Source organism: Marinobacter sp. EhC06 (assembly GCF_001650915.1).
Lineage (GTDB): Bacteria > Pseudomonadota > Gammaproteobacteria > Pseudomonadales > Oleiphilaceae > Marinobacter.
Genome location: NZ_LXYO01000003.1, coordinates 57,653 through 81,585, shown reverse-complemented (window position 1 = coordinate 81,585; position 23,933 = coordinate 57,653). Strand labels below are relative to the sequence as shown.

General features: G+C 56.4%; 18 protein-coding genes. 9 read left to right on the top strand and 9 right to left on the bottom strand.

Annotation, left to right across the window (positions count from 1 at the left end):
• Window positions 1–80: 80 nt before the first annotated feature.
• Window positions 81–1,700, top strand: coding sequence for an NADH-quinone oxidoreductase subunit L (locus A8B84_RS03500; protein ID WP_064227978.1), 1,620 nt, complete (start codon window positions 81–83; stop codon window positions 1,698–1,700).
• Complete coding sequence (locus A8B84_RS03495) at window positions 1,697–4,153, top strand: YbcC family protein (RefSeq protein ID WP_082905061.1); 2,457 nt, start codon at window positions 1,697–1,699, stop codon at window positions 4,151–4,153. The genes A8B84_RS03500 and A8B84_RS03495 overlap by 4 nt, the downstream gene beginning before the upstream one ends.
• A 31-nt stretch (window positions 4,154–4,184) precedes the next feature.
• On the opposite strand, the gene A8B84_RS03490 is transcribed toward A8B84_RS03495, so the two are convergent.
• Both A8B84_RS03490 and A8B84_RS03485 read right to left on the bottom strand, forming a co-directional pair.
• Entirely contained in the window at window positions 4,185–4,457 is a 273-nt protein-coding gene (locus A8B84_RS03490) for a YebG family protein (protein ID WP_064227977.1), read from the bottom strand.
• 146 nt (window positions 4,458–4,603) lie between these two features.
• Window positions 4,604–5,572, bottom strand: coding sequence for a beta-ketoacyl-ACP synthase III (locus A8B84_RS03485; RefSeq protein ID WP_064227976.1), 969 nt, complete (start codon window positions 5,570–5,572; stop codon window positions 4,604–4,606).
• Between the two features lie 167 nt (window positions 5,573–5,739).
• On the opposite strand from A8B84_RS03485, the gene A8B84_RS03480 reads away from it, so the two are divergent.
• The 3 genes from A8B84_RS03480 to A8B84_RS03475 all read left to right on the top strand — a co-directional run bounded on the left by A8B84_RS03480 (window position 5,740) and on the right by A8B84_RS03475 (window position 6,799).
• On the top strand, window positions 5,740–5,991 hold the full coding sequence (locus A8B84_RS03480) for a YdcH family protein (protein WP_064227975.1): 252 nt from the start codon (window positions 5,740–5,742) through the stop codon (window positions 5,989–5,991).
• 169 nt (window positions 5,992–6,160) lie between these two features.
• Window positions 6,161–6,313, top strand: a complete 153-nt coding sequence (locus tag A8B84_RS21635; protein ID WP_008171150.1) for a hypothetical protein — start codon at window positions 6,161–6,163, stop codon at window positions 6,311–6,313.
• A 234-nt stretch (window positions 6,314–6,547) separates the two neighbouring features.
• Window positions 6,548–6,799 (top strand): hypothetical protein, encoded by a 252-nt coding sequence (locus A8B84_RS03475; protein WP_064227974.1) that lies wholly within the window; start codon window positions 6,548–6,550, stop codon window positions 6,797–6,799.
• A 3-nt stretch (window positions 6,800–6,802) separates the two neighbouring features.
• Here A8B84_RS03475 and A8B84_RS03470 read toward each other — a convergent pair whose 3' ends face one another.
• From A8B84_RS03470 to A8B84_RS03440, 7 genes are all read right to left on the bottom strand, one after another.
• Window positions 6,803–7,684 (bottom strand): peptidoglycan-binding domain-containing protein, encoded by an 882-nt coding sequence (locus A8B84_RS03470; RefSeq protein ID WP_227512707.1) that lies wholly within the window; start codon window positions 7,682–7,684, stop codon window positions 6,803–6,805.
• 116 nt (window positions 7,685–7,800) lie between these two features.
• Window positions 7,801–9,807: a methyl-accepting chemotaxis protein gene (locus A8B84_RS03465; protein WP_227512706.1), complete on the bottom strand. Its 2,007-nt coding sequence runs from the start codon at window positions 9,805–9,807 to the stop codon at window positions 7,801–7,803.
• Between the two features lie 115 nt (window positions 9,808–9,922).
• Window positions 9,923–10,888 (bottom strand): ABC transporter substrate-binding protein, encoded by a 966-nt coding sequence (locus A8B84_RS03460; RefSeq protein WP_064227972.1) that lies wholly within the window; start codon window positions 10,886–10,888, stop codon window positions 9,923–9,925.
• 288 nt (window positions 10,889–11,176) lie between these two features.
• Window positions 11,177–13,015 (bottom strand): protein kinase domain-containing protein, encoded by a 1,839-nt coding sequence (locus A8B84_RS03455; protein ID WP_064227971.1) that lies wholly within the window; start codon window positions 13,013–13,015, stop codon window positions 11,177–11,179.
• 9 nt (window positions 13,016–13,024) lie between these two features.
• Window positions 13,025–14,626 (bottom strand): dihydrolipoyllysine-residue acetyltransferase, encoded by a 1,602-nt coding sequence (locus A8B84_RS03450; RefSeq protein WP_064227970.1) that lies wholly within the window; start codon window positions 14,624–14,626, stop codon window positions 13,025–13,027.
• 26 nt (window positions 14,627–14,652) lie between these two features.
• Window positions 14,653–15,630: an alpha-ketoacid dehydrogenase subunit beta gene (locus A8B84_RS03445; RefSeq protein WP_064227969.1), complete on the bottom strand. Its 978-nt coding sequence runs from the start codon at window positions 15,628–15,630 to the stop codon at window positions 14,653–14,655.
• A 1-nt stretch (window position 15,631) separates the two neighbouring features.
• The gene (locus A8B84_RS03440; protein WP_064227968.1) at window positions 15,632–16,816 is read right to left on the bottom strand and encodes a thiamine pyrophosphate-dependent dehydrogenase E1 component subunit alpha; all 1,185 of its coding nucleotides are present in this window, start codon (window positions 16,814–16,816) and stop codon (window positions 15,632–15,634) included.
• A gap of 402 nt (window positions 16,817–17,218) precedes the next feature.
• On the opposite strand from A8B84_RS03440, the gene A8B84_RS03435 reads away from it, so the two are divergent.
• From A8B84_RS03435 to A8B84_RS03420, 4 genes are all read left to right on the top strand, one after another.
• Window positions 17,219–18,841: an arylsulfatase gene (locus A8B84_RS03435; RefSeq protein WP_201257852.1), complete on the top strand. Its 1,623-nt coding sequence runs from the start codon at window positions 17,219–17,221 to the stop codon at window positions 18,839–18,841.
• Between the two features lie 80 nt (window positions 18,842–18,921).
• Window positions 18,922–19,902, top strand: coding sequence for an HAD family hydrolase (locus tag A8B84_RS03430; RefSeq protein WP_064227967.1), 981 nt, complete (start codon window positions 18,922–18,924; stop codon window positions 19,900–19,902).
• Window positions 19,903–20,007: 105 nt separating this feature from the next.
• Entirely contained in the window at window positions 20,008–22,293 is a 2,286-nt protein-coding gene (locus A8B84_RS03425) for a tetratricopeptide repeat protein (protein WP_201257851.1), read from the top strand.
• Between the two features lie 149 nt (window positions 22,294–22,442).
• Window positions 22,443–23,912 (top strand): malate:quinone oxidoreductase, encoded by a 1,470-nt coding sequence (locus A8B84_RS03420; RefSeq protein WP_064227966.1) that lies wholly within the window; start codon window positions 22,443–22,445, stop codon window positions 23,910–23,912.
• Window positions 23,913–23,933: the final 21 nt, after the last annotated feature.

Genomic DNA, 23,933 nt, shown 5'->3' with positions numbered 1-23,933 from the left:
AGAATGAAGTGATCAGTATAAACCATTTTTTCTATGGGACGAATAAAGGCAAAGTACATGCAAACAGGAGGTTTGCTGATATGAATCCAATCGCCGAATTTTCATCGCTATTGATCCTCGCAATCTGGCTGCTGCTGCCGGTGAGCCTTTTCGTGCTGGCCGGGCTGAGTGGCTGGCTGAAAAGCCCCCTGAAGCTGAACCACTGCTGGCGCCTCGCAGGATGGATGATGGTGGCCTCCATGGCTGCGTCCCTGATGGTGGGGGTGTTGCTGTTGGCACAAGCCCAGGTTGGGGGTAACAGCAACACTCTTGCGACCCTTGGTGGTCGGTTCGGTCTGTACCCGGACGGTATCGCGGTCTGGATGGCCCTCATGGTTGCCTTCATTGGCTGGGTGATCCTGCGTTTTGCAGACAATTACCTCAGCCAGGATCCCGGCCGTGACCGGTTTCTCCCATGGTTCCTGGTGACGGTTGCCTCAGTTCTGGTGCTGGTATTTACCAACCACCTGTTGATTCTCGCGGGCGCCTGGATTGGTGTCAGCCTGGCTTTGCATCATTTGCTCACCCTCTACCAGGACCGTCCCCAGGCGCGCATGGCGGCAGTCCAGAAGTTCATTGTCAGCCGGGTGGGCGATGCACTGGTTATTTCCGGTGTGGTGGCCCTGTATCTTCACTACGGCACCTTTTACCTGCCGGAAATGGTTCAGAGTGAGGCCGCCCGAGCCGGCGGATCCACGGCGCTGACGGTTGCGTCGGTTGTTCTGGCCCTGGCGGCTGTCCTCAAGTGTGCCCAGATTCCCTTCCATGGCTGGCTCATTCGGGTAATGGAAGCCCCGACGCCGGTCTCGGCGCTGCTCCACGCCGGGGTTATCAACCTGGGCGGGTTCCTCTGGCTGCGCCTTTTCCCGGTTTTCGATGGTTTTACGGCTGGCCACATGATTCTGCTGGTAATTGGTGGAATGACAGCCGTTGTTGCTGTCCTGACCATGATGACCCAGTACTCGGTCAAGCATGCCCTGGCTTGGTCTACCTGCGCCCAGATGGGATTCATGCTGTTCGAAATCGGTATGGGGGCATACACCCTGGCTCTGCTTCATCTGTTGGCCCACTCACTGTATAAGGCACATTCTTTCCTGGCATCCGGTCGCACTGTGGCCGTATCTGCGGCAACGCGCTTCCCGGAATCGCCGGCAGCCAGCCGGCTGTTCTGGGCCGGCGCTACCGGCCTGGTGGCGGCTGCCATCCTGGTCCAGGCGCCCTGGATCGTTGAGAACAACCCGGTCTTCGGAGCGCTTCTGGTGCTGGCGGTGTCTGCAGCGGCAATGGGCATTCCGGCCGGAGCAACTGCCGCAGTGAAATTACGGCTTGCAGGCCTGGCGGTACTTCTGGTCCCGGTCTACTCCCTGCTGCACTTCCTCGTTGGCCCGGCAGTGCCCGTGCATGAGGGGTTCGCTATCCCGACGACAGCCTGGGCGGTCAGTTCAGCAATGGTTGCACTGCTGGCTGCCTGTTCGCTGATGATCGTGTTCGGCGCCCGGTTCCCGGCGACCCGCGCACTGTGTGCGCACTTCCGCCAGGGGCTTTACCTTGAGTTGCCTTTTGACCGGTTGACGCGATTCCTGGCGGCGGAAGCCCTGAAGGTGCCCACCATGTTCCGCCGGGTGCCCCACCATCCGTTCAGACTGGAGGAGAGATCATGAGTAACGTCTGCGTGTCGGTACCTGAGCTGCAGGTAATGAACGATGGCTGGCGAAAGCCGTTCCGGCAGGCCTGCGACCTGATCGCCCCGGTCTGGCCCCTGGACCAGTGGATTGCCGTGAATCCGTTCTGGGGGCTGCGGCACCTTCCCGTCTCGCGGGCAGATCAGGTGCTTGGCGAGCGCGGCGGATTCAGCATGCTTATGCCAACAGAATACTATCGGGAGGCCTGGGAAGGCGGTCGTATCCGCGAGGAGGATCTTCAGGCCAGCATCGCGGAGCGCGGCGATGATCGAAACATTGCCTGGTATCTGGAATGGCTCGGTCGAAATCCATCTTCAGCAGCGCCCCTGAGGAGTTCCATTCTCGATACCTACAAGGGCGCAAGCGATGACGACGAGGGCGTTGGTTTGGTCGAAACCGTTTGTGATCAGGTGTTGCGGGTTTGTGGTGCGTTCTTCGATCAGCGACAGGGTCGTTGGTCAGCTGCTGGCGATAACTCGGACACGAGCTTGTTCCAGTTCTGGCTCGAGTCAATCCGCCAGGATCTGTCGCTGGATTTCAGTACCGGGCTCAAGGGCGCCAGGGCCTTCTTCAAAACCGTGCCTGACACCATGGATGAGGCCATTCTGGACGCCGTAAAGCGGATTCGTGTCTCCGGAGAGGAGCTGGAGGCCCTGTGCCACAGCTTGCTGCTGAAAGTGAACGGCTGGGCGTCGTGGTGCCGCGGCGAGGACTGGCGGGCAGGCCTTGAGGGCCGCTCATCGGATCGCTGCTCGGAAATTCTGGCCATTATGCTGGTTTGGGAATCCGCAGGTGTTGCCTTTGCCTCGACCGGCCAGAAAGCCGAGTGGCAAAGGCAGAGAGCGCGGGCGCGTCGGAGCGGTGACCATGACAATCGCAGCAGGCTATGGGTTTGGCAGCGTGCCTTTGAAATCGGCTATCAGCGTTCGCTCTGGCGGGCGCTCGCGGTCGTTCCGGAAAGACAGCCTGGACCAGATCCGGAAAGCGAAACACCGGTTGCCCAGGCTGTTTTCTGTATTGATGTCCGCTCGGAAGTGATGCGCCGGCACCTTGAGGACGTTATCCCCGGTGTTCAGACACTCGGCTTTGCCGGATTCTTCGGAATGCCCATAGACCACCAGCAGCATGGACCCTTCGCTCCTGCCCGCCGTTTGCCCGGGCTGTTGCCCGCCTCGTACCGGCTAATCGATACCAGGGGCAGCCTGCGTGAGGACCTGGCTGAGAATCGATCCCTGGATCAGCGGGAGATCGCCCGGGAATCGGTAAGAAAGGCGAAATATACCAGCCTGTCGACCTTCACACTGGTGGAGACGACCGGGCTGGCCTGGGCCTGGAAACTGGTGAAAGATTCACTGAAGAAAGGCCACAAGGCCAGAGCGGAAAAGGACGTTGAGGGCCGATTGGTACACAACCATGGGGGAGATCCGCTGTCGGATGCCGAGAAGGTAGGGCTGGCTGCAAACATGCTCCGTGGTATGTCACTCACCAAGGGCTTTGCACCCTTGCTGGTCCTGGTGGGGCACGGTAGCCATACCGACAACAACCCGAACCAGGCCGGTCTGGACTGCGGTGCCTGCGGTGGTCAGAGCGGCGGCGTGAATGCGCGGCTTGCGGCGCGCCTGGTGAATGATCCCCAGGTTCGGGCGGGGCTGGCAGCCGAGGGTATCAAGATCCCGGATTTCACATGGGCGGTGGCTGCCGAACATTGCACAGCGACAGACAAGGTAACGATTGCCGATCGCCATTTGGTTCCGGATTCCCACGTACAGAAGCTGGCTGACCTGGAAGCCGGGTTTGAAGAGGCTGGCATCCGCGTGCGCAAGGAACGGGCCACACCATTGAAACTGAACGGTCTGGACGACGATAACCTCAAACAGGCTATGGAAACCCGCACCCGGGACTGGTCTGAGGTGCGCCCGGAGTGGGGGTTGGCCAACAATGCAGCGATCATTTTTGCCAAACGGAGCAAGACCCGGGGCTGCAACCTCTCGGGGCGGGTTTTCCTGCACGACTACGACCCCGAACTGGATGCCGATGGTGGCCTACTCGAGGCACTTCTCGCGGCACCCATGGTTGTCGCCAACTGGATCAACCTCCAGTACTTTGCATCGGTCACCGTGCCGGAGGTGTATGGATCCGGCAACAAACTGCTGCATTCGGTAGTTGGGGGTAACGTCGGAGTGGTGGAAGGCAATGGCACGCATTTGAGAATCGGCCTTCCGTTGCAGTCTGTTCACGACGGCACCTACTGGCGTCATGAGCCGGTTCGCCTGACGGTTCTGATTGATGCGCCTGCGGAGCGGATTGAATCAGTCCTGCACAAGCGGCCTGACGTGGCGGCGCTGGTGGAAAACCAGTGGGTGAGCCTGCATCGAATGACCGACAACGGTGCCGAACGTTACGACAATGGCAGCTGGATAGCAGTAGTGTGATGAGAGGGCGGCCAGTGTGGGCCGCCCTTTTTTATTCTCGCTCCGCGTTCAGCAGCTCCGGCTTCTTGAGAGCCTTCTGGAACAGATCCTTATCCTCGGCGATGGCCATGGCGCAGCGTTCTGCCAGATCGTCACCCAGACCTTCCACCTTGCGGGCCAGGAACACCTGAATTTCTTCGGCCAGCTCCAGCACCTTGTCCCGGGCGTCGGCTTCGGCCTTTGAAGTGAACAGCATCGTCTCAGGATTTTTCAGTGCCATATCCAGGCCGTCCCTATCAGAAAAGTAGACTGCTTGTACTGCCATGGTTATTCCTCGCAGTGAGCGTTGGTTATACTGTATAAAAATACAGTCTATCTGACAGGGTGCGGTAAATACAACGAAAAACGGGCTTCAAATGATGTTGAAGCCCGTTTCTGAGTCAAGCCTGATAAAAGCCAGGAAGAAAGCAATCAGTACCTCAGCAATGCCGAACCCCAGGTGAAGCCGCCGCCAAAGGCCTCCAGGAGAAGCACTTCGTTGCGCTTGATTCGCCCATCACGAACGGCGACATCAAGGGCCAGGGGAATGGACGCAGCTGAGGTGTTGCCATGTTCATTGACTGTTACGACCACCTGGTCCATGGACATGTTCAGCTTCTTTGCCGTGGCCGAGATGATGCGAAGATTAGCCTGGTGCGGAACCAGCCAATCGATCTCCGATTTCTGCATCTGGTTAGCCGCAAGGGTTTCGTCCACGATCTTGCCCAGGGTATTTACCGCTACCTTGAACACCTCGTTGCCTTTCATCTCTACAAAGGCACGGCCCGCTTTCACCTGGTCGTAGCCATCGGCAATGCCGCAGGGAACGTGCAGCAAGTCCGCATATTGGCCATCTGCGTGGATATGGGTGGAGAGGATGCCGGTTTCTTCATCGGCTTCCAGGATCACCGCACCGGCGCCATCGCCAAACAGGACACAGGTACCGCGGTCCTCCCAGTTGATAATGCGGGAAAAAACCTCGGCGCCAATGACCAGTGCTTTCTTGCTGCTGCCGGTCTTTATGAACTTTTCCGCTGTTGCCAATGCGTAAACGAAACCGCTGCAGACGGCCTGGATATCAAAAGCAGGGCAGCCATGAATGCCCAGGCGCGCCTGTAGGATGCATGCCGAACTGGGAAAGATCTTGTCCGGCGTGGAGGTGGCAAACACGATCAGATCAATGTCTTCCGCCTTGATACCGGCCGCGTCGATGGCGTTTTTTGCGGCCTGCTCGGCAAGATCTACCGTGGTCTGGCCTTCGATGGCTATGTGACGTCTTTCGATTCCCGTGCGCTCCCGAATCCACTGGTCGGTGGTATCGACCATTTTCTCAAGGTCTTTATTGGTAACAATGTTGTCAGGCAGGTAAGAACCGGTGCCGGTAATTCGTGCAAAGGTCATTCGCAAGTGTCCCGAGGCGTAACTGGATAACGTACTACCATGCTATACCCATGCAACGTCGTGCGTAATTAGCGATTTGTCAAAGACGCCCAGAAACTGGCACGCTCGTCTATGCTGAAGATGATCAGCCTTGATCATAACTCTGCAAAGAAAAGGAGAGTAAAACGATGGGCATTTCCAGCCACGAGCTTCACGTAGAATTCCCGCAGTACCGAGACCTCATTCAGGAACTCAAGAGCAATGATCTGAAGTTCAACGAAAAGCTTCAGGAGTACACGCACCTTGACCACGAAATTGAAGGGCTGGAAAAGAGAGACTCTCCCATTGGTGACGATAAACTGCACCGCATGAAACAGAAGCGGGCACAGCTCAAGGACGATCTTTACCAGGTGCTGATTTCAAACGCCAAGGCGTCATGAAATCGCAATTTAAATGAAATAACAGTGAAGCCTGAAAATGCTGGGAGCCCCTGTTTATAGGGGTTTCCAAGTATTCAGAAAACTCCTCGTCAAGCCTAGAATAGGATCCTAATTAAACAAGGTCCCGGTTTTAACGACCGAATTTTTGGGTTGACTAAGGAGTAATGAAATGAAAAGAGCTGCTTCTCTTTACAAAGGCTGGCGGATGAAGCGCAACTTTATCCACCTGGTAATGACAATGGACCGTCGGTTGCTGAACGACGTTGGATTTTCACCGGAGCTGGTTGAACAGAAACTGAGCACTCCGTTCTGGAAATTCTGATCGGTACATGCGATCGGCAAAGGCTACGGTAACCTTCTGAACTGGTTGAAAAATAACCGGTTCGGAAGGTTACACATTGTCACAATAATGAAATATGCCCTTGTTCTTAAAGCGTTTTTATCTCAAAAAAATCTAAGAAAATTGATCTGAATCTGTATTCTCTATTACCGGATCAGCTTATAGTTACGCTACCTCCAGAACCACACCGGTTCACCCTGAAAGGAGAGCTTGACGATGATCCAGGAATTTCTTCGAAGTACCTTGCCTTTAGACTCATCCGTTACCCTCAAGCGTTCAGATACTGAACCAGACACCGAAATTGCCCACGCCCGTAGTGAAGCCTTTGAGATTGTCTCAGATGCCGGTGAAACCGTTGGATTTGTAAAAGCATGGGAAGATGACCCCAGCTTCCGTGGCTACGTCCACTTCGATTCCGATGGCAACGTTATTGACTGGAAGGTATTCAAAGACCGGTTGCAGAGCTGACGGTCACACCAGCCAACCAAAAAAGAAATCGAACAGCGCACTGAAAAAGCCGCCGCCGGTGCTCCGGGAGTTGTCAGCGACTGCGGGTTTTCTCGGTGCAGGGGTATTATCGCCCTGTTCTGGCTGGACTTTCTTCGAATCGGTTATCTCCGGCTCAGCGTTTCCGGCACTGGTAGGCTCTATGGGGAGCTGAGCCAGGATTGGATCTGGCTCTTCGGTGGCTTCCGGTGTTGTTCTATCGACAATCTCGGGTTCCGGCGCGGGAGTGGAAGCAGGGGGCTCTGAAAGTTCCAGCCCGGATGTTGCCTGGGCAGCTATCGAGACTTCTTTTACTGGCGTGACTTCAGCTTGCGTTGAGGTTTCCTCAGCAACTATCTGATTTTTAGAAGGTTCGGCACCGGTTGCAGTTTTCGGTTCGATCGGTTCGGAAGACTGCTGAACCGGGTCCGGACTTGGTTTTGGCGCAGGTTCCGGCGCAGGTTTTGGCTCAGTCCGGGCAACGCTCGGGGTGCTCGAAGTTGGCTCCGGCAGGGACAAACCAAGCTCTGCCAGTGACGCCTTGCGACTGCCCACCGAATTTGCTGCGATGGTTGTGCTTGATGCTTCGGCTACGCCAAGCGCTTTCAGCGTTGGCGCATCCAGGTTGCCGTTGGTTTGCAGCCCATTTTCATTCTGATAGGCGCGTATGGCGGTTCGGAGCTGCTCGTCGAGCCAGCCGTCGGCGCGTCCGATATCATGACCTGCACCATAAAGCGCATTTTCGGCGGCAAAAATGACTTTCTCGGGCTCGGCAGCGTGAGCCGTGCCCAGGCAGGTGGCCGCTGTCAGCATGGTAATGACAGAGACACGAATGCCTGGCTTCCTGGGTGAATGAAAGCGCGTCATGGCGGGATACCTCCGGGCAGTCCTTTTCCGGTTACATTGTGTAACTTGAAACCCCAAGGTATCAGGTAATCATTCTCGCTCTCGTGAAGTGGTTAACATCTGCAACCATTGTCTGTTCAGGTCTCATTGGCGCGGAAGCGCCTTACAAGCGTGTTCAGCTCATCGGCCATGTCCGCCAGCGACCGGCTTGACTGGTTTACCTGGGAGATATCCCCGGCCAGTTCCTCGATGGCACCACTGCTGATTTCCACATTCTGGGTCATTTCCGCAGCCGTTGCTCTCTGTTGTTCGGTGGCGCTGGCGATCTGGGTCGTCATTTCGACGATGCTGTTGACCGCAGCGAGAATATCGGTGAGCGCCTCGCCCGACTTGCTTGCCTCTTCGCTGGCTTCCTCGGCCATCTGTTTGGCCTTGCTCATGTCCACGACCGCGCCGGCCGCGCCACTTTGAAGCTGGGAGACTATCCGCTCAATGTCTACGGTCGATTCCTGCACCCGCCTGGCCAGGCCGCGAACCTCATCGGCAACCACGGCGAACCCACGTCCTGCTTCGCCCGCACGTGCCGCCTCAATGGCGGCGTTCAAGGCCAGAAGATTGGTCTGTTCCGCAATGCTTTGAATCACCGCCAGGACATTGCCAATCTCTGCTGACTCGTTTTCCAGTTGCTGGATGCGGGTTGATCCTTTTTCCACCTGATTGGCAAGGTTGGTAACGGCGCGAATAGCTGAGCCAACCGTTTCCTGGCCGGAGTCGGCCAGTGAGGAAGCCTTGCGGGCTGATTCGTCGGTATCACTGGTGTTCGAGGCAATCTCTTCCGAAGTTGAGACCATTTCCTGCATGGCGGCAGACACCTGAGTGATCTGATCGCGCTGTTGTTCTGAGTTGGCGGTGGTTCGATCCGTGATGCCGGAAAGCGATTCAGACTCGTCAGTTAACTGGCGAGAAGCCCTCACAATCTGAGAAATCGTTTCCTCGAGTGTTTCCAGGAATGTGTTGACGGCGCCAATAAAATCACCGATCTCGTCCGGGCGACCGGGGGTTAGCCTGGTGGACAGGTCACCGTTGTTGTTGGCGATGTCGTCCAGATAACCGAGAATCTCCGTTTTCGCGCGTTTCACGCCAGAGCCCATCATCCGGCTCATCACCACGGCGACGATCAGGCCCAGAACCAGTGAGACAAAGAATGCAATCAGCGTAAAGCGCAGGGCCAGGTCGGTTTCCGCTCCGGCAGCGTCGGCTTCGACCTCCAGGGAGGCGAAAATGCTGGACTCCAGCTCACGGGCCATGCGGGCGATTTCTGGACCGAGAACATCCAGTTTATCTGCCTTGACGCTCACTACAATACTCTGCTGTTCCAACATCCTCTGAACTGCAGCCTGATAGTTCGCCAGTTCCTCTACAACGGTCTCCATGTACACCTGAACAAAGTCCGGGCCATTCTCAGGTTGGAGCAGTTCCAGTGCATCGGTCAGGTCTTCGATGGCCCAGCCGAGCGCCTTGCGGGAATCCTCATCACCGTTGGTCAGGTAGCGTTGGGCAGTCAGTTGCATGACCATGGCATCGTTCAGCAGCTGTTCGAGGCCGGCCCTCAAGTCGCTTTCGGGTTCCCGGTTGGCAACGCCGTTGAGGGCCATCCGCAACGCCTGAGTGGCATTTGGTCCGTGTACGTCCAGCTCTTCCTTAATGATTGTCAGGACCTGGCGTTTGGCCGGAACCAGCTCTTTCTGGAATGCCTTGATGTATTCATCGGTGGTGGTCTTGATTTGATCCACCATTTTGGCCGCCTCAGGGTCCTGAATGTTCTCCTCGGCCCTGGCCATTACTTCATTGAACTCGGCTTCAAGCTCACCAAAGTGGGCCAGGGTTTCTTCATCGCCAGTTGAGAAATAGTCGAAAACACGCAGGCGCATCCGATAGACGCTGATGACCGATTCGGTACCAATTGCGGTATCCGGTGCCAAGTCCCTGGCGACGGTGTTCATCCGACGGTCGAGTTCCTGGAATTCATAAACACTGAAGAAAGTTACCGAGGCAAACAGCAACAGAATGAACACCGGAGCAATCAGCAGTTTCCCGGGAACACCCAGTTTACGTTCAACAGATGAGAGAACAGAGGAAGCCAAAGCGTCATCCTTTAATGAGTTGTTTTTGTGATTATCGGCAGCGCCACTGAAACCTGAAGCCTTACGGTCGGAGTTTCATTTGGGCGCAGCCTTCTATGAGTCGGCGGCGGCCGGGTTACTCGACAAAGTTGGCCTGACTGGCGATCATCGGGGAGAGATCAAGATTCCAGTGTTCAAGGCCGCTCGCACTGTAGACGTAATGCCCACTGAGGGATCTTAGCTGTGGTATCTGGTCTGGCCTCATGCCATTGAGAATCAGCGATGCCAATCGGGCTGCGGTAAGCCCCTCCTGTTTGGCCGAGATGGTGAAACCGCCGATACTTTGCTCCTCGCCAACAAAGATATCCCAGAACGAAAACAGGGGAAGTTGGGCCCTATAAAAGGCTTCTTTTAACAGATCGTGAGGTATGACGTACTGGCCATCCTTGTCCCGGATTGTGTGGTGGGTGCCCAACACAACAGCATCATAGCGCTCATGGGCATTCACCACAGTGTTCAGCCAGGTGTCCTTGTCGTTAGTCAGGACGATGTCCAGTTCTGAGCCATAGATCGTGGCCTGACGCTTGTCTCCGAAGTACTCGTTGACTGCGTTGCGCATGGTAGGGGAGTCATCCATCAGAACCAGGAATCGCTCCTTCTGCCGGAGTATTTTTCGAAGATGACGGATGCTTTCCGAGAAAAAGGGACGCTCAAGTATTCCAGTTACCAGAGGGTGTTCGAGGGTAGGGTGCTGAACAGGGCCACCGTTCACACCAAGGAAAACAACTGGAATCTCCTCCCCGACCAGGTGATCAGCCATCAATGTAAAGGCATTGTCATCACCGAGGATAGCAACATCGGGGTTGATGTCCGCAATATTGCTCTGGATTTCAGCGACTTTCTTTGGCCACTCCGGTTTTGAGAGGCGTTTGGTGTCGAGTTCAAAAACGTGAATATCGTGATCCTCCCCGAGTACAGACCGGACCGCATCAATATAATCTGCGTCCCATTTGTATTCGAGGTGGTAGCTTTGGATGATTACAACGGTTTTTCCGAAACACAGGGGGCTGACCAGCAGAAGAGCCAGGAAGAGTAAACGCATAGTTGTTCCTTATTATTGTCCGAGCAACATTGAAAAACAGAATGCTTAACGATTTGTTCTTCAGGCAGTTTTTGTAGTTATGACCGGTTTCAATACAGGAACTGTGCCAGTTGGCCAAGCCATTGTTTTAAAAGGTTTCTGATGGCTCTGGAGGGCTTTGCTTCCCGTTTTCATCGTAAAGTGTCCGGTGTAAGGGACAGTTGGCGGCGTGCGGGCCTGGATGTGTTGGTTTTACCGGACAATAGCGTCCGAAATAGCGGACACAGAAAAGTTGGCTCGGGCTGAGGTTTACGCTTGCTCGGTCCTTGGATTGCGCGGGTAGTACCTCTCAGGCAGGCGCTCGATATGCGGAAAGAACCGGGTGTCTTTGTAGGGCATTTTCATGAACCCGGAAACGCCCAGGCCGGTAATCTGTTCCACCGCTGACAGGATTACGTCCAGCAGTCGGCGGAATTCCTGCTCCCGGTCCGGGTCCAGCAGCCGGTAATGGCTGTGGATTTTGAGATGGCGGGGCAGGGCTTCGAAGATGATCATACCTGTGTGATGGATGGCGTTGAGCTCCTCCAGGGCATGAATAATGGTGTCAGGTAAGACCAGGAATTCCTCCGGGTCCGGGCCGTCCTCAAAGTAGGAGTGGACCCGGCTTTCATCCTCTACTTCCGGTGCTGCACTTACCTCGTAATGCAGCCTCATATTCGGTGACACCACAAAGGGCTGGGTCGGCTCGTCGCGATCAACGTGCAGGGTGTTTCGGGCGTTGAACAGGCAGCTTTTGAAAATCCCCTTCCGGTAAATGGCCTGGGCCAGGTAAACCATGTTGTTGACGGCCTGCACAAACGCCGACTTCAATGCCGGATCGTGCAGATTTATCGACGTGTCTATGTAGATGCCATCGGTTTCCCAGCGCACGGCCAGCCCGCCTTCCACCGGGTAGCGCCCAAGCCGGCTGACGGCGGCCAGGAAGGCTTTTTCCGTTTCGCCCATGCCCTGCATGAAGTTTTTGTAGTAGCGGTCCAGCTGCACGTCGTTCACATCGTTCAGGGTTTCGGGTGCGCCTTCCTCGCGCAGGAACGACTTCCGAGAACTGTAAACCACGGTGTCAATTTCCTGGTCTGAGGTCCGCACCCAAACGGGTACCTGTGCCGCGACCGGCTTTTCGGGCAGATCGATCATCACCGCGCGGGCCATCCGTGGCATCTCTCTCAGATAATAGTCACCTGCTTTGCGGCGGGTGTCCGGATCCGGCGACAGCATGCCATCCAGCATTCGGGCAAACTCCATGGGCAGGCCCAGGGAGGTAGCCGGGATTGCCCGATGGCCAAAGCGGCAGGATTGCGCCGAAGCCAGGGCGTAAAGCGTGCCGGCCGCGCCTTGTTCATCGAAACGGGGAGACGACAGCCCCCCGTTCAGCTGTTCATCGCCAATAAAATAGACATCCCCCAGCCTTGCGTTGGTTTGCTGCAGGTTATCGGACATCAGCTCCATCACGTTGGCGGTAATGAACTGCTGGTTGGCGTCCAGCTGGGCGAACACGGAGGAGCCCCAGTCAATCAGGGCGATGTTTTCAGTACTGGCGTCAAAAACCAGATTCGAGGGTTTGATATCACCGTGTACGATCGGCCTGCCGGCGGGGCCGTTTTCGCGGCGCAGGTTTCGCAGGATGTCGGCAAGCTGATCCGCGATGCGGATGATGAGTCGCGGTTTCAGGCGGCCATCACGTAGGGAAACCTCTTCCAGGTTCAGGCCGGCAGCACGCTCCATAACCAGAATCGGTTGGTTATTGGCCCGCTGATAGGAAATCAGCCGAGGCACCCTGGGGTGCCGGACCTGCTCGAGAATGTAGGCTTCATCTTCAAGCCGGTCCTGGAGGTGTCGGGGCAGGTTGATGCGAGTGAATTTGAACACATGTTCCGGGCCGCCGATTGCCGAGCCCGGCAGGCGGCCGGCGAACACAAAGCCGTAGGCGCCCTTGCCAATCAGTTCGATGTCGTCGTAACCGAGTTGGCGGAGCTGGGCAGCGCAGAGCGCCACCCAGTCCTTGAGCTTTTTGGCATCATCATGGCTGAGCAGATAGATCGACTGCTCTTCGGGGATGTAGAACTGCTGCAGTTGCGTCTTCTGCGCCATGATGAAACGTCAGCCCATATGCAGGAGCATGGTTTGAGGCGATTCCAGATAACCTTTCCAGCGATTGCAGAATCGGGCGATGGTTCCGCCGTCGATAATGCGATGATCGCCGGCCCAGCTCACGGTCATGATGGAGCGTTCCACCACCTGGCCGTTGGCATCAAACCGGGGCAGTTTCTGGGTGCGTCCCAGGGCAACAATGGCCACCTCCGGTGCATTGATAATGGGCGATGCGTAGGTGCCGCCCAGTGCACCAATGTTGGAGATGGTGATGGTGCCGCCCTTGAGGTCTTCCTGACTGACGCGACCAGATCGCGCCGCTTCGGTCAGGCGCGCCACCTCGTCGGCAATGCCCAGCAATGACAGGCTTTCAACGCCCTTGATGTTCGGCACCATAAGCCCTGCCTTGCCATCCACCGCCATACCGATATTGCACTGGGGCAGGTAGCGAATCTCCGTGACCTCATCGTTGAGCTGGCTGTTGAGTACCGGGTATTCCTGGACGGCGAGCGCAATCGCCTTCATGACGAAGGGCATGAGCGTAAGTCTTGAGCCCCGTGCTTCTGCCTCCGGCTTCAGTTGTTCCCGCAGCTTGAGCAGATCGGTGACGTCGATATCCTCGCTGTAGATAAAGTGAGGAATGGTGGTGGCCGATTTCACCATGCTTTTTGCCATGGCGGCTTTCATGCCCCGGATAGGCTCGACCCGTACTTCCTGTTCCGGCGCCAGTTGCCTGCGGGCACTGCTCGTGGTGGTAGCTTGCGTGTCGTCGGCGCGCGCCTGAGTCTGGGCCGGTTTTGGGCCTTCCTCAAGATGAGCCAGTACATCGGCTTTCAGCACCCGGCCATCCTTACCGGACCCGGCGATGTCGCCGAGATTGAGCTGGTGCTCCCGAACCAGGCGACGAACCGCAGGGCTGGCGGGAATACGCTGTCGGCTCGCCGTAGCCACAGGGGAGGCCGTTGCCGTTGAGAGCTGGGCAGCGGCGGGCACCGGTTTGGCTTTGGGCTCGTCCGGCTCTTCACGATCTCGGGGGATGAACGCGAACAGCGGGGCATGAACTTTGGCCATTGCCTGCTGTTGATGATAGAGCTTGGTTACGCGCCCGGCTTTGGGAGCGGTAATTTCAACCATGGCCTTATCGGTCATCACGTCGACAACGGGCTGGTCTTCCTCGATTTCGTCACCTTCGGCGACCCGCCATTCCACCACCTCGCACTCGACAATCCCTTCGCCGATATCCGGCAGGATAAAGTCCTCGGTGGCGTCATCGTCAGAGGCTGGGCGTGTAGCGGATTCGGTGTTGGTATCACCGGCTGGCTCTGGTTTGGCAGACTCCGGAGATTGGGCCGCCGGCGCCTGGCCACCGCTTTCGCTCTCATCCACCAGCTCAAACAGCGGGGCATGAACCTTGGCGATATCGCCTTCCTTGTAATAAAGGCGGGTTACACGGCCCTTGTAGGGTGCCGGAATTTCCACCAGGGCCTTGTCGGTCATCACCTCGGCCACTGGCTGATCTTCCTCGATGACATCGCCTTCACTGACCAGCCATTTGACCAGTTCACATTCCACGATACCTTCGCCGATATCGGGCAGTATAAAATCACTCATAGTCGCTCTCCTGTCCTGATATCAGCCTAGAATTCAACGCTCGCCCTGATGGCCTCGTAGACCTTCAGGTGGTTGGGTAGGTGCTCTTTTTCCAGCACCAGCGGGAAGGGGGTGTCCATCCCGGTTACCCGAGCGATCGGAGACTCCAGATACAGGAAGCACCGTTCCTGAATCGTGGCGGCGATTTCACCGGCGAAGCCGCCGGTCAGGGGAGCTTCGTGGGTGACCACCAGCCGTCCGGTCTTGAACACGGAGTTGGCGACGGTTTCCACGTCCCAGGGCAGAATGGTCCTCAGGTCGATGACCTCACAGGAAATACCATCTTTCTCGGCCCGTTCCACGGCCTGATCAATCACTTCCATCTGGGCGCCCCAGCCCAGAATCGTTACATCCGTGCCTTCCTTGGTGACTTCGGCCTCGCCCAAAGGCAGGCGATAGTCTTCATCTGGCACTTCACCCACCGAGGCCCGGTAAAGCCGCTTGGGCTCGAAGAACAGGGTAGGGTTGGGATCGTGGATAGCTGCGAGCAACAACCCTTTGGCCTGGTGCGGGTTACGCGGCACCACGATTTTCAAGCCCGGGGTGTGGGCAAAGTAGGCTTCCGGTGATTGTGAGTGGTACAGACCACCGGCAATGCCGCCGCCGTAAGGCGCGCGAATGGTCAGCCCGCCCACGTTGAACAGGTTGCCTGAACGATAGCGGAACTTGGCGGATTCGTTCACGATCTGATCGAACGCCGGGAAGATGTAGTCGGCAAACTGGATCTCGGCCACCGGCACGGAGCCCTGGGCTGCAAGGCCGTTGGCAAACCCGATGATGCCTTGCTCTACCAGCGGCGTGTTGAAGCAACGCGCCTTGCCATATTTCTGTTGCAGGTTGCTGGTGGCACGGAAAACGCCGCCAAAGACGCCCACATCCTCACCGAAACACAGCACTCGCTCGTCTTCTGCCATAGCGGTGTCGAGGGCGTTGTTGATCGCCTGGAGCATATTCATCTTGGTCATCTCATGCTCCTCCCTTGGCGTGTTCCGCACTCTTCGGGTATTCGTCCGGATACCGGCGGATATGGGCTTTCAATTTGTCGAACTGCTGAGCCAGCGCTGGCGGGACCTCGTCGTAGACATCGCTCACCAGGGTTTCAAGAGGCGGTGGTGGCCGTTTCTGGGCTCGCTTCATTGTTTCAAGCACTTCCCGGCGCATGTTTTCCTGGAGCTGCTTTTCGTCGTGCTCACTCCACCATTTCTTGCTTTCCAGCCATAGGCGCATGCGCAGGATCGGATCTTTCTCACGCCACACAGCCTCTTCGTCCTTGCTGCGGTAGCCGGAGGGGTCATCGGAGGAAGAGTGGGCAGCCAGGCGATAGCTCATGGCCTCAATCAATACGGGGCGGTTGTATTCCACAGCCAGCTTTCGGGCTTCCTGGGTGGCCTGGTACATCGCAAGAATGTCGTTGCCATCCACCCGGATCACGTCCATCTTGTAACCGTAAGCCCGGGGTGCAACGCCATCGGCAGCAAACTGTTCGGCGGCCGGCGTGGAAATGGCATAACCGTTGTTGCGGCACAAGAAGATCACCGGTACGCGATGAACTGCCGCCATGTTCAGGGCCGCATGGAAATCGCCTTCGGATGCGGCGCCTTCTCCGAAATAGGTAATGGTGCAATGCCCTTCACCGCGAAGCTTCTGGCCATAGGCATAGCCGGTAGCCTGGGGAATCTGGGTGGCCAGTGGCGAGGAGATGGTCATGTAGTTCAGCTTCTTCGAACCATAATGCACCGGCATCTGGCGGCCCTTGCCGTAGTCCATCTCGTTGCCGAACAGCTGGTTCATGAATTCGTCGATGGTAAAGCCACGATAGGCGAGGGCGCCTTGCTCCCGATACTGCGCCATGATCATGTCGCCATCATCCAGTGCCGCCGCACTGCCGATCACGGCGGCTTCTTCGCCGGTGCACTGCATGTAAAAGCTCAGGCGGCCCTGTCGCTGGGCGGCTAGCATGCGCTCGTCGAGTATTCGGGTGGTGACCATCGCCCGATAGATCCGAAGGGCCTTGTCTTTGTCGAGATCAGGAGCCTTGGCGCTCTTGTAGAGCTTGCCGTCCTGTTTCAGAAGCTTGAACGTGGGAATACGAAATTCCGCACCGTCGGTAAACACTGGGGAATACACAACTTTGGACTTTGTTGTTGTCATAATCCTCTTCCTGGGGTAGTGGCCTGAGGAACAAACACTCCTTGTGGGAGTGTAGTTAATGTCATTGTAGACAGCCTGGCAGAATCTGGTGTGATTCGTGCCAGGTGACGTTTACCTTAACGTAAACTGCGGTTTAGGGGTAGACCCTCTTGTCGAGATTTTCTTGAGCCGCCTGAAACTGCTAAAACCCTTAAAACGAAAGAAAGAAATCCTTCCAGAGGGCAACCGGGAGACGTCGGCTAAAATTCCAATTGGATATTTGGCAAAGCAAACACTCTGATCTAGATTTAATTTTGTGTTTAGGGAATAGGACGTTCCTGACCGAATAGTAGCCATCACGGCTTGAGGATGTCATTCGGCAGTGTCGGAGAACGACGGCTGTTTGACGTGAGGAGAATTGTGATGGCTTTTTGGTTTGAAAGATCCGCGAGATTCATTATGGGGCTTACCGCAGGTCTTGCACTTTCGGTAAGTTCGCTGGCTCAGGGCGCTGAGGGAGAGAAACCCAACATCCTCGTCATCTGGGGCGATGATATTGGTACATGGAACATCAGCCACAACAACCGTGGCATGATGGGCTACACCACTCCTAATATCGACCGCATTGCCAATGAAGGTATCGCCTTCACGGACTATTATGGCCAACAGTCCTGCACCGCTGGCCGTGCCTCTTTCGTTGGCGGTACAAGCCCGGTTCGTACCGGCATGACCAAGGTCGGCCTCCCTGGGGCCCAAGAGGGATGGCAGGAGACAGATATCACCATTGCGGCGGTTATGAAGTCTCTTGGCTACGCCACCGGTCAGTTTGGCAAGAACCACTTCGGCGACCGGGATGAACACCTGCCCACCAACCACGGTTTCGACGAATTCTTCGGAAACCTTTATCACCTGAATGCGGAAGAAGAGCCGGAGCATAGGGACTACCCGGGCGACTACGTGCTACCCAGCGGGGAAACCTTCGCAGAGAAGTGGGGGCCACGGGGTGTGCTTAAGGTGACTGTTGACGACGACGGTACGCAAGACATTGAAAATACGGGTCCGCTCACCAAAAAACGGATGGAGACCGTTGATGAGGAAACGCTTGCGGCTGCCAAAGACTTTATTAAGCGCCAACACGAAGCCGGCAAGCCCTTTTTCACTTGGTGGAACGCGACTCGTATGCACTTCCGTACCCACGTCAAAGACGAACATACTGGAATAAGCGGGGCGAGCGGCAACGAATACCACGACGGTATGGTTGAACACGACCGGCATGTGGGCGAACTGCTGGACCACCTCGACGAGCTGGGCATCTCCGACAACACCATCGTGTTCTATTCAACCGATAATGGCCCGCATTACAACACCTGGCCAGACGCCGGCACCACGCCGTTCCGCAGTGAAAAGAACTCCAACTGGGAGGGGGCATACCGTGTGCCCGCCTTTGTGCGTTGGCCCGGAGAATTTCCTGCCGGTACTACCATCAACGGCCTGGTCGCCCACGAAGACTGGATGACCACATTTGCCGCAGCTGCGGGCAAGGATGACCTCAAGGAAGACCTGCTCGATGGCTATGAGGCGATCGGGCGGGAGTACAAGAATCATCTCGACGGCTACGACATGACCGAGTATCTGTCCAAGGCAGGCAGCTTCGAAACCATCAATGACGATATCGCCGCCTCCCCACGCAAGGAGTTCTGGTACTTCAACGACGACGGTGAGATGGTCGCCATCCGTCTGGGCGACTGGAAGGCCGTGTTCTATGAGAACCGCGGAGAAGCCTTTGAGGTCTGGCGTGAGCCGTTTACTGAGCTGCGTGTGCCCCTGCTGTTCAATCTTCGCCGTGACCCCTTCGAAAAGGCGCAGCATAACTCAAACACCTACAATGACTGGTTCCTGGATCACGCATTTATTCTGGTGCCGATGCAGGCAGCTGCGGCCAAGTATGCGCAGACATTTATCGACTACCCACCGAGCCAGAAGCCAGGGTCGTTTAATCTCGAAGGTATTGTCGAGAAACTCAAGGAGACAGGTGGGACACGCTGATTCGTGAGCCTCACCCCATGGCGCGCCTGGCACCCTTGTGGTCAGGCGCGCCTCCTGCAAATTAACTGAAGGACCAGCTTATGTTTGCGAGATATGCCCTGATCGTCCTGTTTTTGTTCGTGTCTCCCACGCTGGCTGCGGAACCCTTACCTTCCTGGAACGACGGGGCGAGCAAAACGGCAATTGTGGAGTTCGTTGAACTCGTTACCGAAGAAGACAGCCCTGATTATGTGCCACCGGCGGAGCGTATCGCGGTGTTCGATAACGACGGGACCCTGTGGGCTGAGAAACCGGCCTATAGCCAGCTCTTCTATGCGGTTGATCGGGTAAAAGCTCTGGCACCATCCCACCCTGAGTGGAAGGATCAACAACCGTTTAAAGGTATCCTCGATAATGATCTTGAGTCGGCGCTGGCTGGCGGTGAGGAAGCGTTGATGAAGATCATCATGGCGACCCATGCTGGTATGACGACCGACGAGTTTGAAGCAGAGGTGGCGGATTGGCTAGAGACGGCCCGGCATCCCGAGACTGGAAAGCCCTTTACCGGAATGGTCTATCAACCGATGCTGGAGGTGCTGGATTACCTGCGCGCCAACGGTTTTAAAACCTTTATTGTGTCCGGTGGAGGCGTAGAGCTTATGCGGGTATTTTCCGAGGCGGTTTACGGCGTACCGCCGGAACAGGTGGTTGGTTCCAGCATCAAGACAGAATTTCAAATGCGCGATGGTGAGCCCGTTCTGGTGAAAATCCCGGAACTGAACTTCATTGACGACAAGGCAGGAAAGCCGGTTGGGATCAACCTTCATATTGGCCGACGGCCCATTGCCGCTTTCGGAAACTCAGATGGCGATCTCCAGATGTTGCAATGGACCACCGCAGGTGAGGGTCCACGCCTTGGTGTTATCGTTCATCACACCGACGCGGAGCGTGAATGGGCGTACGATCGTAAAAGCCACGTCGGCAAACTGGATCAGGCGCTTGATGAAGCCCCGGACCGGGGCTGGGTAGTGGTCGATATGAAGTCTGACTGGGAAGTGATCTATCCGAACGATGGTCAATAACGGACAAGGGACAGAAGGTGTTGACGTATGACTCTTTCCTGTCGGCTGTCACGGGTTCTTTGTGCCCGTTTCCGAGTAGGGGTCTGTTCCAGTCTTCGGAGAGTTTTGTTCCTTCGCATTTTATTGATCGTTTCAAGTCTGATGCCGGCGCTGGTCTGGCCGGACACCCCGCCAGGTCTGGCGTTGGAGGGGCAGGGCTACGTGCCAGCGTCGACCTGCGAAGGTTGTCATCAGAAGGCCACTGACGAATGGGCCGATTCCGATCATGCCTGGGCAATGCGGCCAGCAACGGAGAAATGGGTGCTCGGCGCCTTCGACGACAAGATATTCAATGATGGCGCCGTAAGCGCCCGATTCTTCAGGCGGGATGGCTCTTACTTTGTTGAAACCGAAGGCGATAATGGTGTGCCTGAAGAGTTCCGGATTGCCTACACTTTTGGGTACTTTCCACTCCAGCAATATCTGGTTCAATTTCCGGGCGGGCGCTTGCAGGCCGTAACTATTGCCTGGGATGCCCGAAACCGGGAAGACGGGGGCCAGCGTTGGTTTTCGCTCTATCCGGGCGAGCGGTTCGCGCCTGATGACGCTCTGCACTGGACCGGGCGTTACCAGAATTGGAACGCCATGTGCGCGGACTGTCATTCCACCAATCTGAGCATGAATTACGATTCGCAGGCAGATACCTTTGCGACCACCTGGCACGAACAGAATGTTGGCTGTCAGGGCTGTCACGGGCCCGGGCAGGATCACATCAAATGGGCGGACAACCAGCAAGGCAGTGCCAGCGATAAACTCAGTGCCAAGGATATGGGACTGAAGCTCGACTTCAGGGCTATGGACGGTGAGCAAGTGGTAGAGGCATGCGCCTATTGCCACAGCCGGCGCCAGGCCCTGAAAGACGGACATCATGCTCAGGAGTCCTATCTCGACAAAGCCTTGCCCGCGACCTTGAGGCCGGATTTATACCATCCTGATGGCCAGATTCAGGGTGAGGTATATGTGTACGGATCTTTCACCCAGAGCAAAATGGCGGCCGCCGGGGTTGATTGCCTGGATTGTCACAATCCGCACACCACGGACCTGCTGGTCGAAGGTAACGGCCTTTGTCTCCAGTGCCACAATGCTTCGCCCCCTGATCGATTTCCCTCCCTGAAAGCGGGCAACTATGCGACCGCGGCTCACCACCACCATCCCCTGGATTCGCAAGGAGCAATGTGTGTTAGTTGCCATATGGCTGAAAAGACATACATGGTTGTTGACCCGCGGCGGGATCACAGTTTCCGGATTCCTCGCCCTGATCTGACTCTGACCACCGGTAGTCCGAACGCTTGCAACGACTGTCACGATGATAAGACCGCGGAATGGGCTGTTGCCGTCATCGATGATTGGTTCGAGTCGCCCAGAAGACCACAGCACTTTGCGAGAGCGTTGAGCGCATTCCGCCAGGAAGAGGATGATGCGTTTATTCGTCTTGCCGGACTGATTCGCAATCTGGATGCGCCGCCAATAGCGCGGGCAACTGCTGGCGAACATCTGATCGGCTTTGGTGCGCAGGCCGGATCGGCACTGCGTTCAGGGCTGCTGTCGAACGAGCCTCTGGTTCAGGCCTATGCGTCGAACAGCGCTGCCATGTTGCCAACCGAGGTTCGCGTTGACTGGTTGCAACGACAGCTAGCGCCGGACCAACCCAGAGCCGTGAGGGACCAGGCTATCCGGGCTCTTGCAGGCGTGGATATTCTGGAATTTCCGGAGGAGAACCGTGCACGTATTGAATCGCTAAAATCGGACTACGAAAAACGTCTTCACGAGATGGCGACGCTTCCCGGAACGCGCCTGAACCTCGCGGTCTATCTGCATCGTGAAGGCAGGTATTCGGAGGCGATCGATCATTATCAGCGAGCGCTCAGGATGGATGGGGACTTCACGCCGGCGCGGGTCAATCTTGCGACCCTCGCCAGCGAGCAGGACCGGACAGATCTGGCTATCAAAGTGCTTGTTGAGGGTGTCGATCGAAAAGAAACCCCCGCCTCGGATCGTGGACACATGGCCTATCTCCTGGCGCTCGTTTTTGTCGAACTTGGCGATCTCCCAGAGGCGCTGGTCCGGTTTGAACAAGCAGAGCTGCTCAGCCCCGAGAACCCTCGCGTGGCCTATAACCATGGCCTGGTACTTGTCCGAATAGGACGCCTGGATTCTGCTGAACAGGTCCTTCTCAATGGGCTGAAAACACATTCTGAGGACCCGGGACTGCTGAACGCGATGGTATTTCTGACTATGCAGCAAGGCCGGCTTTCGGAAACTCTGAATTGGGCCAAGCGCTTGAGGGACGCGTCCCCAAATGACCCTCAGGCTGAGCGGCTAATTCGCGATCTCGAGACTCGGCTGAATTGAACTCGGGAAACAGGCAGGTACTGCGGATGCAACGATTACCGTTGACTGCTTTGTCGAGCGCTTTTTCGTAAATGGTAAAAGCGTGCTACCGTCCTTGCAGCAAACATTGCTGAATAATTGCAGAAATTTGACTCTGGCGGGTAGAACGCATGAACGTAATTGTTATTGGCGCGGGAATCATGGGCACCACCTTCGCCACCCTGGCGAAAGAGCTGGCACCGGAACTCGATATCACGATTATTGAAAGACTGGACGGTCCCGGGGCGGGAAACTCCTGGGTCTTCAATAACGCCGGCACCGGGCACGAGGCGAATTGTGAGCTGAACTACACGCCGGTGGACGAAGAGGTCATTTCGGTCGAAAAGGCTGAGAAGATTCATGCCCAGTTCAATGTGGCCAAGCAGTTCTGGGCCTATCTGATCCAGAAGGGGGCCATCAAGGACCCCAAGTCGTTTATCAATCAGACCAAGCACTGCACCATCGTCTCTGAACCATCAGTTCCTGAGCTGAAACTTCGTTACAACGAGATGTCCGCGCACCATTTCTTCGAACAGATGCGCTACTCCGAGGATTTCGACCAGATCAAGAGTTGGATTCCGTACACCATGGAAGAGCGCCCTCGCCATGAAAAAATGGCGGCGACGGTTATCGAAACGGGTACCGACGTCAACTTCGGGGCGTTGACCGAGCAAATGGCCGAATATGCGGTTAAGGATCTGGGTGTAAAGATTGAATACGGCACCCACGTCAAACGTGTGCATCGAAGCCCCGCCGGTAGCTGGCTGGTGGAAACGCAGAGCAGGGGAGTTGATCGTCGGTACAAGGCAGACGTGCTGTTTGTCGGTGCCGGGGGTGGAGCTTTCCCGATCCTGAAGAAGAGCCACCTGCCTTTCGCCCGCCGATTCACCGGTTTCCCGGTTGGCGGCCGCTTCCTTCAGGCTCCGATCAGCGCCGAGCAGGCTGAGCAGTATCGGGCCAAGACCTATGGCAAAGCGAAGGTTGGTGCGCCTCCAATGTCTGTCCCGCATCTGGATCTGCGGGTAGCCAATGGCCAATATTATTTGCTGTTCGGTCCTTTTGCCTCGTTCAAACCGGTGCTTGAGAGAGGCCGTGGCTTCCTGGATTACCTGCGCGCCATGCGCCTGCATGATATTCCAGGGTTGCTCAACGTGGCTCTTGAGCACTTTCCACTGGTCAAGTACCTGGTGTCTGAAACCTTCAAGGGTGAAAAGAGCATGTTCGAGGAACTGGACAGCTTCGCCCCGGGCATGAGTAAAAAGTTCAACTGGAAAGCGGTCGAGGCAGGCCAGCGAGTTCAGATCATCCGGGATGGCGACCTGCAGATGGGCACAGAGATCCTGGTATCCAGTGACAAGACCTATGGCACATTGCTGGGCGCATCCCCGGGAGCTTCGGTATCGCCGGAAGTCATGTTGCGTTGCCTGGAACAGCTTTTGCCGTCTATTTTTACCAGTGAGGAAGCGGGTAAAAAGAGAAAAGAAATATTCCCCGAGGACAATCTGGATACTTTGGCGAAGAATCCCGAGCGCTATCGGGAGATCCGGGATGCCGTTAACGAGCGGTTGGGTATAAAACAAACGGCATCGCAGCAGGACTAACCACGCCAACCAACAGCAGGG

Excerpts from the sequence above, each read along its gene's own strand:
- A8B84_RS03470 (WP_227512707.1), bottom strand. The coding sequence starts at position 7,684 with ATGACGCGCTTTCATTCACCCAGGAAGCCAGGCATTCGTGTCTCTGTC.
- A8B84_RS03455 (WP_064227971.1), bottom strand. The coding sequence starts at position 13,015 with ATGGCGCAGAAGACGCAACTGCAGCAGTTCTACATCCCCGAAGAGCAG.
- A8B84_RS03460 (WP_064227972.1), bottom strand. The coding sequence starts at position 10,888 with ATGCGTTTACTCTTCCTGGCTCTTCTGCTGGTCAGCCCCCTGTGTTTC.
- A8B84_RS03485 (WP_064227976.1), bottom strand. The coding sequence starts at position 5,572 with ATGACCTTTGCACGAATTACCGGCACCGGTTCTTACCTGCCTGACAAC.
- A8B84_RS03495 (WP_082905061.1), top strand. The coding sequence starts at position 1,697 with ATGAGTAACGTCTGCGTGTCGGTACCTGAGCTGCAGGTAATGAACGAT.
- A8B84_RS03480 (WP_064227975.1), top strand. The coding sequence starts at position 5,740 with ATGGGCATTTCCAGCCACGAGCTTCACGTAGAATTCCCGCAGTACCGA.
- A8B84_RS03440 (WP_064227968.1), bottom strand. The coding sequence starts at position 16,816 with ATGACAACAACAAAGTCCAAAGTTGTGTATTCCCCAGTGTTTACCGAC.
- A8B84_RS03435 (WP_201257852.1), top strand. The coding sequence starts at position 17,219 with ATGGCTTTTTGGTTTGAAAGATCCGCGAGATTCATTATGGGGCTTACC.
- A8B84_RS03430 (WP_064227967.1), top strand. The coding sequence starts at position 18,922 with ATGTTTGCGAGATATGCCCTGATCGTCCTGTTTTTGTTCGTGTCTCCC.
- A8B84_RS03445 (WP_064227969.1), bottom strand. The coding sequence starts at position 15,630 with ATGACCAAGATGAATATGCTCCAGGCGATCAACAACGCCCTCGACACC.
- A8B84_RS21635 (WP_008171150.1), top strand. The coding sequence starts at position 6,161 with ATGAAAAGAGCTGCTTCTCTTTACAAAGGCTGGCGGATGAAGCGCAAC.
- A8B84_RS03420 (WP_064227966.1), top strand. The coding sequence starts at position 22,443 with ATGAACGTAATTGTTATTGGCGCGGGAATCATGGGCACCACCTTCGCC.
- A8B84_RS03475 (WP_064227974.1), top strand. The coding sequence starts at position 6,548 with ATGATCCAGGAATTTCTTCGAAGTACCTTGCCTTTAGACTCATCCGTT.
- A8B84_RS03500 (WP_064227978.1), top strand. The coding sequence starts at position 81 with ATGAATCCAATCGCCGAATTTTCATCGCTATTGATCCTCGCAATCTGG.
- A8B84_RS03490 (WP_064227977.1), bottom strand. The coding sequence starts at position 4,457 with ATGGCAGTACAAGCAGTCTACTTTTCTGATAGGGACGGCCTGGATATG.
- A8B84_RS03450 (WP_064227970.1), bottom strand. The coding sequence starts at position 14,626 with ATGAGTGATTTTATACTGCCCGATATCGGCGAAGGTATCGTGGAATGT.